Here is an 11,008-nt window from a genome sequence, read left to right on the forward strand (position 1 = left end):
GAGGATCGAATCGGGACTAACCAGGAAAATAAAGGCATCCACACCTTCGATGCCACGCAGGATTTGATCCATCCAGTTTACAGCGGGCGGAATATCCTCCCAATCCACCCATATATCGTGTTCCATTTTCACAAGCGCCTCAATGATCTTGCGCGACGTGGCCGAATCTTTTCTGGAATAGGAGACGAATAGCTTTGCCATAACTCACCTTATAAAATCAAGCTGGTGATTCCCGGATTGACCTATTCTACTTGATAAAACTTTTATGGTAAAACCAACCGCATGACATCCACAACCAACTCCAACCAAATTTCCCGCGACGCCTGGGACGCCAACGCCGAAACCTGGGATGCGCGTATGGGCGATGCAGGCAATGACTTCTTCAACCTTTTATGCTGGCCCGTGCTCGCCTCTTTTCTGGACCCGCAGCCTGATTCAGCGATCCTGGATATTGCCTGTGGCAATGGATTGACTTCGCGCCGCCTCGCCGCGTTGGGAGTCAATGTAACTGCGTTTGATTTCTCAGCTAGCCTCATCGAAAAAGCCAAAGAACGCCAAAACCCTGATTCTCGAATCTCCTATCACGTCATAGACGCAACCGACGAATCTCAACTCCTTTCCCTCGGCGAAAGCAAATTCGACTCCGCACTTTCCAACATGGCGCTCTTTGATATGCCTGAGATCGAGCCTTTGTTTAAAGCATTAAGTAAATTATTGAAGCCCAATGGAATCTTTGCCTTTTCATTGATGCATCCCGCCTTCAACAATCCTTCTGCCACGCATCTCGCCGAAGAATGGGATGATGGTCAGATCCAAACTCGTTATGCGGTTAAGGTTTCGCGTTATATCAATCAGTTCCAATCGCAGGGACTTGCCCTGCGCAACCAACCCAAACCGCAGCTTTATTTTCACCGTCCGCTCAAGGACTATCTGAACAGTGCCTTCCAAAATGGATTCATCCTTGATGGCTTTGACGAACGTGCCTTTCCACCCGATCATCCGCAAACCAGCACATTGGGGTGGGGTGGTAAATTTAGTGAGCTTCCACCTACATTGATCGCAAGGTTGAGACTGCGACAATCGTAATAAATAAAAATCTCGCCTTCTCCTCCGGAATCTAACAGTGTATTGACCTGGGGGGCTGCTGTCGCCTATTGAGGAGTTTCCGCTGTCGGGGCAACAGCGGAAACCGTTGTTGTTTCTTCAATGGGTCTGCTCATCGCGCACCCCCGCCAATGGCTGGAATCCGGCGACGCTGGTTGGCAGCTACGATGGCACAGGGGGGGGGCGTCGTCAAATCGGACTTCACACGAGGCGGCGCGCTTCCGGACGGGGTTTCTGGAAGGTTCCGGATGAAGCCCCGGGAGGATGTCGGCCTAGGTCGGGCTCCACTCCCTCCGGCGCGGCGCAGGGTTCTCCCGTTCCTTGACGGTGTGGCCGAGGCTGCGCAGTTCGTCGACGACGGCGCAGACGAGCTTGTCGAGGCTGGCGTCGATCTCCGGCGTCAGCGCCAGGCCGGTGGTGAGCTCCTTCGGCTCCACGCCGAACATGGTGATCGCGGCGGGAAGGGAGTCGGTGATGAGCGCAGTCGCCAGCACGTCGGAGAGGCCGATCTGGTGCGGGCTGATCCGCTGGTGAAAGGTCCGCGGGACGTCGTCGCCCTCGACGCGGAAGACGGTCCCGGGCGGGTGCCCCGCCGCGATCGCGTCGATGACGATCACGTGCTCCCTCCCGTCGAGGTAGCGCAGCAGCTCGACGCCCGCGGTGCCGCCGTCCAGCAGCTCAACCTCCTCGTCGAAGTCGAAGCGGCGCCGCAGTTCGTCCAGCGCGTGGATGCCGACGCCCTCGTCCGTGAGCAGCACGTTGCCGATCCCCAGCACCAGTGTCTTCACGCCACCTCCGGATGCGAAAAAGGCCCGGGAGGACCTCACGTCCCCCCGGGCCGCGTTCTTCGAGTTCCCTACAGCGCCCTGACCTTGATCGTCTTGTTCCGCTTCTTGTCCACGATGTGGATGGCGCAGGCGAGGCAGGGGTCGAAGGAGTGGATGGTGCGGATGACCTCGAGCGGGCGGTCCGGGTCGGCGACCGGCGTGCCGACGAGGGCGGCCTCGTAGGGGCCGGGCGCGTCCTGGCCGTTGCGCGGGCAGGAGTTCCAGGTGCCCGGGACGACGCCCTGGTAGTTCTTGATCTGCCCGTCCTGGATGACGATCCAGTGCGAGAGCGTGCCGCGCGGGGCCTCGTGGAAGCCGAAGCCCTTCTGCTCGCCCTTCGGGAAGACCGGCTGGTTGAACGTCGTGACGTCGCCCTTGCCGATGTTCTCCATCAGGGCCGCGAACTGCGCCTGCATGCTGTCGTTGAGGATCGCGCAGCGGATCGTGCGCGCGCCGATGCGGCCGATGGTCGAGTGCAGCGCGCCGACGCCGACCTTCGTCCCCGCCAGCGAGCTGACGGTGTCGAGCACCGCGCCGACGTACTTCTTCGCGCCCTCGTGGCCGGCGGCGACCATGCAGAGCACGTTCGCCAGCGGGCCGACCTGGGCCGGCTGCCCCTTGAAGGTCGGGCTCTTGACCCACGAGTACTTGCCGCCGGCGGACTCGGTGACGCTGTCCTTCCAGTCGGAGTACTTCGGGACCGTCTCCTCCTCCCACGGGTGGCGGGTCCAGTCGCCGTCGTACCAGGAGTGCTTGATGCTCTCCGCGACGTTGTCGCGGAAGTTCGGGTCCTGGTAGCTGGTGATGGGCATGAACTTCGAGAGGTCGCCGTCCGGGATGTAGCCGCCGGGGAGGAAGAACTTCGTCCCCTTGGTGTCCATCGGCATGTCGGGCACCGAGAGGTAGTTCGTCGTCCCCTTGCCGATGCCAGTCCACGGGGCGTACATCGCGGCGATGGCGCAGGTGTCGGGGATCATGACCTGATGGACGAAGTCGCGGGCCTCATCCAGCAGCGTCTTGACGTAGTAGAGCCGCTCCATGTTCAGGACGTCCGGCGCGTCGGGGTTGATCGGGTTGGTCACGCCGCCGACGGTCAGCGTCTGCACGTGCGGGGTCTTGGAGCCGAGGATGCTGACGATCATGTTGATGCGGCGCTGGTAGTGCAGCGCCTGCAGGTAGTGGTGCGCCGCCAGCAGGTTGACGTCCGGCGCGAGCTTCATCGCGGGGTGGCCCCAGTAGCCGCTGCCGTAGATGCCGAGCTGCCCGGACTTGACGAAGGCCGCCAGCCGGTCCTGCGAGGCCTTGATCTCGGCCACCGTGTTGTGCGGCCAGGGCGAGATCTTCGCGCCGAGGGCGGCCGCGCCCTTCGGGTCGCCCTTGGTGACCGCCGAGACCAGGTCGACCCAGTCCAGCGCCGCCAGGTGGTAGAGGTGCACGATGTGGTCGTGGGTGGCGTGCGCCCCCATCATGATGTTGCGGATGTACTGGGCGTTGAGCGGGATCTCCAGCCCGAGGGCATTCTCGACCGAACGCACTGAAGCCAGTGCGTGGACGGTCGTTCAGACTCCGCAGAACCGCTGCGTGAACGCCCAGGCGTCCCGCGGGTCCCGTCCTTTCAGGATGACTTCGACGCCGCGCCACATCGTGCCGGACGACCAGGCCTTGGAGACCTTCCCGCCCTCCACCTCGCACTCGATGCGCAGGTGGCCCTCGATCCGGGTGACCGGGTCAATTGCGATTCTCGCCATAACGCTTCTCTCCTCCCTCTCGCGGTGTTAGGCGTGCTCCGGCGCGGGCAGCACGGGCAGTTTCTTGACGAAGATCAGGTAGGCCAGGAACTCGATCGCGATGATCGCCAGCGTCACGAGGATCTCCTGGACCGACGGGAAGTAGGTCCACCCCTTCCCGGGCTGGAAGCCGATGATGTACATGTTGAACTTGAGCACCCCGCAGGCGAGCAGCAGCACGAAACCCGACTGGCAGAGGTTCTTCGCGCTCGTGCGCCTGGCGGCCGGGGCGATCATCGCCAGTGCCGTGACGAAGAGCAGGTTCTCGACCCAGAACATCAGGCCGGCCATGCCGGAGAAGGCGCTGGCCAGGGCGCCGCTGAGCAGCAGGTCGGCCCAGCGCACGACCAGGTAGGCGATCATCAGCCCCGGGATCACGCCGGCGAGCTTCGAGAGCAGGTGGGTCTCGAACGGGCGCCCGAACGAGACCGCCGAGAGGTAGGACTCGAAGAGCACGATGGCGTAGCCCATGAGGATGGCCGTGATCACGTTGTAGTACGGCAGCAGGCCCGACTGCCACAGCGGCGAGAGCTTGTAGCCGCTGATGATCATCATCGAGCCGAGCGAGGACTGGTGCATGGTCGGCAGCAGCACGCCGACCGCCACCAGGATGAACATGATCTTGTTGTAGCCCTTCGACGCGTTGGGCCCGCCGAAGCCCTCGAGGAAGGCGGGCATGAACTCCAGCACCAGGATGCCGCAGTAGGTCGCGATGCACAGCGCCACTTCGAGCATGACCGAGTTGAAGTTCATCAGGCCGGGGTTGAAGATGTTGAGCATGTTCCAGTAGCGCCCGATGTCGACGAAGACCGACACGCCGGCCAGGCCGTAGCCGAACATGCTGGTCATCACCGCCGAGCGCACCAGCGGGTGGTACTGCCCCTTGTTGAAGACGTAGACCAGCAGCGCCATCGCGTAGCCGCCGCAGCCGATGGCGGTGCCGATGAGCACGTCGTAGGTGATCCAGATCCCCCAGGGGTAGCCGTCGCTCATGTGCGAGACGGCGCCGATGCCGAACATGAAGCGCTTGGCCAGGACGAAGGCGCCGATGCCCGCGAAGGCCAGCGCGATGGCGAACATCCTCGTGAAGAGGGGCCCGCCGACGGGTTCGTGTTTTACGCTCATGCTTGCGCTCCTCCCCCTACTCGTGGTCCCGGGTGGACTTGTAGGCGGTGAAGAGGAGACCGGCCAGGAGAATGCCGGGCGCGATCATCCCCTTGTAGAGGGTGTGCTGGAGGGTCTCGGACTTGGCCGCGTAGGCCGCTTCGGGGAGCTTCGGCAGCCCGATCCTGTCGAACGGCACCCCGGAGAGCACCAGGCACTGCGTGCCCCCGACCTCGTGCAGGCCGTAGGCCTGCTTCTGGTAGTTCGCGACCACCGAGCGCACCCGCCGGCCGGACTCCATGTGGTTCAGCGGATACTCGTAGTAGCTCCCCGGCTGGAGCGCCAGCCGCCGCTCGGCCTCGGCGCGCAGGTCCGCGGTCTTCCCGTAGACCGTCGCCCCGACGGGACAGGCCTCGGCGCACGCCGCGTACTTGTTCTCCTTGAGCCGGTGGTTGCAGAGCTGGCACTTGCGGATCTGGGGGAAGGCCTGGTCCCACTCGAAGCGCGGGATCAGGAACGGGCAGGCGATCGAACAGTAGCGGCAGCCGATGCACGCGTCCTTGTTGTAGGTCACGACGCCGGTCTGGGGGTCCTTGACCATCGCCGAGACCGGGCAGGCCGAGACGCACGCGGCGTGCACGCAGTGCATGCACTGCTGCTTGACGAAGGAGTACCCGCCCTCGGTGTCCTTCGCGCCGTCGCCGGCGCGGTACGCCTTGATGACGTTCACGGTGCGCCCCGAGAGGTCGCTCGCGGCGTCCCAGATCGGCGGCTCGCCGGTGACGGTCTCGTAGGGCGGCTGCTTCATCCCGTCGGACCAGAGCGCGCCGCCCGGAACGCTGTTGGTCTCCTTGCAGCTGGCGACGCACGCCTTGCAGCCGATGCAGAGCGTCGCGTCGTAGAGCAGCCCGACGGCGCCGGGCGGCAGCTCCTTCGCGCCCGACGCCTGCGCGGGCAGGCCGTCGGCGGCGATGAGCAGCCCGCTCGCCGCGGTCAGCTTGAGAAAGTCTCGCCTCTCCATCGCCGTCTCCTTGTTACTTCTTTTTGCCTTCCTCGGCCTGGCCGACCTGCTTGCTCGTGGCGAGCCCCGCGCCGATCGCCGCGCCGACGACCGCCGCGGCCACCGCGGCCGCGCCCGCGGTCACGCCGCCGCCCTTGGGGGCCTCGACGTTCGGGAAGAAGGCCGGCGGGGTGACGTTCACGAGGCGCGCCGGGCTGTGCAGCGGCACGTTGAAGCCGACGCCCTGCTCCGAGCAGCCGAAGCACGGGGCGCCCATGCCCACCGGCCAGGAGCTGGCGCCGACGTCGCCGAAGGTGAGCGTCGAGCAGTTGTTGTACGTCTCGGGGCCCTTGCAGCCGAGCTTGTAGAGGCAGTAGCCCTGGCGGTGCGCGTCGTCGCCGAACTTCTCGGCGAAGCGGCCGGCGTCGAAGTGCGGCCGGCGCTCGCAGTTCTCGTGGATCAGCCGCCCGTAGGCGAACTTCGGCCGGCCCTTGCCGTCGAGCTCCGGGAGCTTGCCGAAGGTCACGAAGTAGAGCACCGAGGAGAGGAAGTTGTAGGGGTTGGGCGGGCAGCCCGGGATGCTCATGACAGGGAGCTTCTCCAGGCCCTTCATCTTCAGGACCTCGGCCGCGCTCGTCGCGCCGGTCGGGTTCGGCGTGGCGCTGGGCATCCCACCCCACGACGAGCAGGAGCCGATCGCGATGCAGGCCGCCGCGTTCTTGCCGGCCCTCGCGAGGAGGTCGATGACGGGCTCGCCGTTGATCTTGCAGTAGATGCCGTTGTCCTTGACGGGGAACGCGCCGTCCGCGACGAGAACGTAGCCGCCCGCGTGGATCGCCGCATCGAGCGCCTCGTTGGCCTGCTTGCCGCAGCCGGCCTGGAGGGTCTCGTGGTACTCGAGCGAGATCAGATCGAGGATCAGGTGCTCGAGCGTGGGGTGCGTGGCGCGCAGGAGCGTCTCGGTGCAGCCCGTGCACTCCTGCGCGGAGATCCAGACAACCGGCAGGCGCTTGGCCGTGGCAGCCTCCGCGATGGTGGCGCCGAAGCTCGCGTCGAGGCCCATGTACACCGCCGCCGCGGTGCAGACCTTGACGAAGTCGCGCCGCGACAACCCGCTCCCGAGGGTCCCTCCCGAGTCGACGTGCTGGCATGCCGTGCACTTCATCTGCGCTGCCTCCTTTGTGGAGTGGGGGTTGCAGGGGAGACCGAGGGAAGGGTGGTGCGGGGGCCGCACATGCACACCGCGACCGTACCCGTTTGCACCCGCCTTCCCCTCCCGTCGGTGCTGCCGTCCCCGGGTTCGCGGAGCACCCCGGGACAGCGTCCAGTGGCTACCGTTCTACCTTATATCCGATGGGTGTCAAGGAATTTCCCACACGCCTAACACCCTAATTCTTGTCGGGAATATTCCCTGTAAGCGCACTTGGAATATGGGGATATGGGACGTTCCCCCGGGCACGCGGCGAGATGATTTGTGCCCAAACGAACAAGACTTCGTGAAAATGGGCGCAACATCAAGGGCCGCTCTGGAGGAACGCGGACAGAGAGTAGAGATCGAACCACGACAGGTTCCGGAAGGCGGGCATGCGCGACGTGGGGGACGTGCCTCCCCCGGGGTTCGTGATCTGCGCTCTGATCGAGGCGCCGCTGCGGCGGGACGCGACGTAGGTCAGGTCCGGGGCGCCGCCGCCGCCCATGCCGCCGAAGCGGTGGCAGCCCGGGCACCCCTCGCGCACGAAGACCTCGCGCCCCTGGCTCGCGCACCCGCCGAGCGCAAACCCGGCCGCGAGCAGGAGGGCGCCCGGGAGTGTCCGTCGCGAAGGCATGGGGCAAATCTAGGGCCCGGGCCGCTTGACAACAAGTCCCCCGGCCGTGCTCAATGCTGCCGCCGACGTTCGTTCGGCGGGAGCGTCCATGTCGGAGGAGCAGCACGGTCCGCCCGGGGCCCTGACGCCGGAGATCGTCGCCTATCTCGAGCGCGACGGCGTCGAGGTGGCGGCGTGCCCCGGCGAGGTCCTCGTGCGCCGCGGCGAGCCCGGCCGCGCCTTCTGGGTCGTGCTCGAGGGCACCGTCGAGGTGCGGCTGGCCGGCGAGGATGGGGTGCACCTGCCGCTGGCGCGCCTCGGGCCCGGCGCCACCTTCGGCGAGATGGCGCTGGTCACGGGGGACCCGGTGTCGGCCGACGCGGTGGCGCTGGCGCCGGTGCGCCTGCTGCGCTACCCCGCGGAGCGCTTCCGCCGTGCCCTCGGCGAGTGCGAGCCGCTGCGGACGCTCGTGATGGCGCGGATGGCCGCGAACCTCCGCGGCACGAGCGCGGAGGTCTGGAACTTCTTCCAGCAGGCGCGCGCGCTCAACGTGCTCGTCGGCCCGCAGCGGCAGGCCGGGCCGCTCATCGCGGGGAGCGGGGCGATGAAGCCGGTGCGCGAGGCGATCGCGCGCCTCGCGCACGAGCAGCGGCCGGCGCTCGTCAGCGGCGAGCCCGGGACGGGCAAGCTCTTCGTCGCGGCGAAGATCCACGAAGCCGCGGGCCGCGAGGGCGCGCCGTTCATCGCCGTGGACTGCCGCACGCTCGATGCGGCCAAGGCGATGCGGTTTCTCTTCGGCGCGGAGCAGGCGTGCGCAGCCGGCGAGGAGGACGCGCACGCGCTGCGCCGGTACGGCGCGCTGCAGCTGGCGCACGAGGGGACCCTCGTGCTGCGGCACATCGAGGCGCTGCCCGCCGCGGCCCGGGAGGCGCTCGCCCGGTACGCCGCCCTGCGTCCCGCGTATCCGGTCAGCAGGCTGATCGCGACCACGACGCTCGGGCCGCAGGCGCTCGCCGCGGCGGCCCCCGAGCTGGGCGCGGCGTTCGACGGGGGCGCCGTCGCGCTCCCGCGGCTGCTGGAGCGGCGCCGCGACATCCTGCCGCTGGCGGCGCGCTTCCTCGCCGACGCCGCGCGGCACGAGCCGAGGTCCTTCGGCCGCTCGGCCGAGCACGCATTGCTCTCGCAGCGCTACGCGCACCGCAACGTCGCGGAGCTGCGCGAGGCGGTCGCCGTGGCCGCCGTCATCGCGGACGGCCCCGAGATCCGCGGCGAGCACATCTTCACCGGGCCGGCGGGGGAGGGCGGCGTCCACGAGATCGATCTGACGCGGTTCGCGGCCGTCCGCCGGTTGACCTCGCCGGCGCTGCTCGCGGCGCTGCGCGCGGCCGTCTTCGCCGTCTTCGCGGGGATCGCCGCCGCGAGCGTCGCGCTGCCGGACACGCGCGCCGGGGCGGTCGCCAACGCACTGACGTGGGGGCTCTGGGAGCCGGCGCTGTTCGTGTGTTTCCTGTTCCTCGGGCGCGTCTGGTGCACGGTGTGCCCGCTCTCGAGCGCGGGGCGCCTCGCCGCGCGGCTGCAGTGCCTCGGCCGTGCGCCCGGCCCCTGGCTCAAGAGCGGCGCGGTCTGGTTCATCAGCGCGGGGTTCCTGCTCATCATCTGGTCACAGCACGCGTTCCACATGATGGAGCGGCCGCGCGCCGGCGGCCTGCTGCTGCTCGCGCTGTTTGCCTGCGCGGTGGTCTCGGCGATGATCTGGCGCCGCGAGGTCTGGTGCCGCTACCTCTGCGCGCTGGGCAACTTCGGCGCGGTCCATGCCCTGCCGGCGGTGCTCAACGTCCGCTCGAACCCGAGCGTCTGCGGGACGATGTGCACGACGCACGAGTGCTTCAAGGGGACGGCGCAGACCACCGGCTGCCCGGTCTTCCACCACCCGCTCTACGCGAACGAGAGCCACGCCTGCAAGCAGTGCTACCAGTGCCTGCGCGTCTGCCCGCACGGCTCGGCGCGCCTGTGGCTGCGCCTGCCGCTGCAGAGCGTGTGGGCGCAGGCGGACATCGGCGGGGCGCTCGTCCCGTTCGCGCTCTTTCTCTTCTTCTTCGCGCCAGCGATGCTCGCGTCGCAGGGCGGCGGCTGGGCGGGGACGACCGCGGGGTTCACGGCGACGGCACTCGGCGCGTTCGCGGCCGCGGCGCTCCTCGCGCCGCGGCTGCCGCGCCTGCTCGCGCCGGGCGGGCACCCGGGGCCGGCGCTCGCGACGCGCGCGGCCCTCGCGTTGCTGCTGCTCGCCTGGGGGCCGGCAATGGCCTTCCAGCTACGGCACGTCGGGGTGCTGAGCGCGGTGCGTCTCCATGCGCAGCCCGGGGGGATCATGGCGCGTCTGCTGCCGGCGGAGGGACTCACCGTGCTGGCGCTGGCGCAAGTCGAGGCCGTGCTCGCGGCAGGCATCCTTGGCGGGATCTGCCTGATGGGGATCGGCGGGCGACTGCGGCGCGGCGGCGAGGAGTGGTCGACGGCGCGCTGGCGGGGCTTCCTCGCGATCTGCGCCGCGTACCTCGCCGGCAGCCTCGCGCTGGTGCTCGGGGACTAGCGGCCCGGCGGTCCGGCCGCCGGCGTCACCGCCGCGGCCGCGCGATCCCGCGGGCGAGGTCCGCCGCCGCCGCGGCGAGTGCCAGCGGATTCGGAGCGGCGAGGACGCGGTCGCACAGCGGCGCGTAGGCCGCAATCGCCGAGTCGCCGCTTCCCCAGAGGGAGACCGGCTCCGGGACGATCCAGACGAGGTGCCGGCAGCGCCGCCGCAGGGTCTCGAGTTCCCATTCTTGGGCGGGGAAGCGGTTGTTGCGGGCGTCCCCGAGGATCACGACCACGCTGCGTCCGCCGGCCGCGCGCGGGAAGTCGCGGTTGAAGCGCCGGAGCATCTCGCCGTGGTCCGAGAGCGCGTCGAGCGGCAGGTGCGGCGCGAGGGCCGCGGCGATCTCGGCGGCCGGCGCGCCGGCGAGTTCGCGGGGGATCTCCGCGGGTCGGTCGACGTAGGCGAAGGCGCGCACGCCGGCGAAGGCGCCGCGCAGGCGGCCGAGGATCAGCAGGAACAGCGACGCGGCCCGGCGCACCGAGCCCGAGAGGTCTGCGAGCAGGACGAGGTCGCGGCGCGAAGGCACGCGCGCCTTCCTGCGGAGCACGAACGGGACGCCCCCGTGCACCAGGTTGGCGCGCAGGGTGGCCGTCATGTCCAGGCGGCCGCGCCGGGAGCGGCGGCGCCGGCGGCCGAGGCGCGTGACCAGCCGCCCTGCCAGTGCCTCCATCGCCGCGGCGGCCTCGCGCTCCTCGGCGGCGCCCCAGCGCTCCCGGAAGCCCTTGGCGAGGGCGCCCCGTCGCGCGGCGTCG

The 11,008-nt window shown here is 68.3% G+C and carries 10 protein-coding genes; 2 read left to right on the top strand and 8 right to left on the bottom strand.

Features of this window, described 5'->3' with window-relative positions; translation table 11 throughout:
- On the bottom strand, nucleotides 1-201 hold a 201-nt coding region (locus VI078_11645; protein ID HEY5999935.1), incomplete at its 3' end, for a toll/interleukin-1 receptor domain-containing protein.
- A gap of 81 nt (nucleotides 202-282) precedes the next feature.
- Here VI078_11645 and VI078_11650 point away from each other — a divergent pair.
- On the top strand, nucleotides 283-1,086 hold the full coding sequence (locus VI078_11650) for a class I SAM-dependent methyltransferase (protein HEY5999936.1): 804 nt from the start codon (nucleotides 283-285) through the stop codon (nucleotides 1,084-1,086).
- 290 nt (nucleotides 1,087-1,376) lie between these two features.
- Here the strand turns inward: VI078_11650 and VI078_11655 are convergent, their stop codons facing one another.
- From VI078_11655 to VI078_11680, 6 genes are all read right to left on the bottom strand, one after another.
- Entirely contained in the window at nucleotides 1,377-1,892 is a 516-nt protein-coding gene (locus VI078_11655) for a HyaD/HybD family hydrogenase maturation endopeptidase (protein HEY5999937.1), read from the bottom strand.
- Nucleotides 1,893-1,960: 68 nt separating this feature from the next.
- Complete coding sequence (locus VI078_11660; GenBank protein ID HEY5999938.1) at nucleotides 1,961-3,679, bottom strand: nickel-dependent hydrogenase large subunit; 1,719 nt, start codon at nucleotides 3,677-3,679, stop codon at nucleotides 1,961-1,963.
- A gap of 27 nt (nucleotides 3,680-3,706) precedes the next feature.
- Nucleotides 3,707-4,843 carry a Ni/Fe-hydrogenase cytochrome b subunit gene (hybB, locus tag VI078_11665; protein ID HEY5999939.1) on the bottom strand — a complete coding sequence of 379 codons (1,137 nt, stop codon included), beginning with the start codon at nucleotides 4,841-4,843 and terminating at the stop codon, nucleotides 3,707-3,709.
- A 16-nt stretch (nucleotides 4,844-4,859) separates the two neighbouring features.
- Nucleotides 4,860-5,843, bottom strand: a complete 984-nt coding sequence (hybA, locus tag VI078_11670) for a hydrogenase 2 operon protein HybA (GenBank protein ID HEY5999940.1) — start codon at nucleotides 5,841-5,843, stop codon at nucleotides 4,860-4,862.
- Between the two features lie 13 nt (nucleotides 5,844-5,856).
- Nucleotides 5,857-6,987, bottom strand: coding sequence for a hydrogenase small subunit (locus tag VI078_11675; GenBank protein ID HEY5999941.1), 1,131 nt, complete (start codon nucleotides 6,985-6,987; stop codon nucleotides 5,857-5,859).
- Between the two features lie 349 nt (nucleotides 6,988-7,336).
- Nucleotides 7,337-7,648 (bottom strand): c-type cytochrome, encoded by a 312-nt coding sequence (locus VI078_11680; protein ID HEY5999942.1) that lies wholly within the window; start codon nucleotides 7,646-7,648, stop codon nucleotides 7,337-7,339.
- 88 nt (nucleotides 7,649-7,736) lie between these two features.
- Between VI078_11680 and VI078_11685 the strand changes: the two genes are divergently transcribed.
- Nucleotides 7,737-10,214: a cyclic nucleotide-binding domain-containing protein gene (locus VI078_11685; protein ID HEY5999943.1), complete on the top strand. Its 2,478-nt coding sequence runs from the start codon at nucleotides 7,737-7,739 to the stop codon at nucleotides 10,212-10,214.
- Nucleotides 10,215-10,239: 25 nt separating this feature from the next.
- Here VI078_11685 and VI078_11690 read toward each other — a convergent pair.
- Nucleotides 10,240-11,008, bottom strand: a 769-nt coding sequence (locus VI078_11690) for a VWA domain-containing protein (protein ID HEY5999944.1), incomplete at its 5' end; no start/stop codon positions are given.

The organism is bacterium (assembly GCA_036524115.1).
Lineage (GTDB): Bacteria > JAUVQV01 > JAUVQV01 > JAUVQV01 > DATDCY01 > DATDCY01.

What these genes read in the sequence shown, in the direction of transcription:
- VI078_11650 (HEY5999936.1), top strand. Translation starts at nt 283, where the DNA reads ATGACATCCACAACCAACTCCAACCAAATTTCCCGCGACGCCTGGGAC.
- hybB (HEY5999939.1), bottom strand. Translation starts at nt 4,843, where the DNA reads ATGAGCGTAAAACACGAACCCGTCGGCGGGCCCCTCTTCACGAGGATG.
- hybA (HEY5999940.1), bottom strand. Translation starts at nt 5,843, where the DNA reads ATGGAGAGGCGAGACTTTCTCAAGCTGACCGCGGCGAGCGGGCTGCTC.
- VI078_11675 (HEY5999941.1), bottom strand. Translation starts at nt 6,987, where the DNA reads ATGAAGTGCACGGCATGCCAGCACGTCGACTCGGGAGGGACCCTCGGG.
- VI078_11680 (HEY5999942.1), bottom strand. Translation starts at nt 7,648, where the DNA reads ATGCCTTCGCGACGGACACTCCCGGGCGCCCTCCTGCTCGCGGCCGGG.
- VI078_11685 (HEY5999943.1), top strand. Translation starts at nt 7,737, where the DNA reads ATGTCGGAGGAGCAGCACGGTCCGCCCGGGGCCCTGACGCCGGAGATC.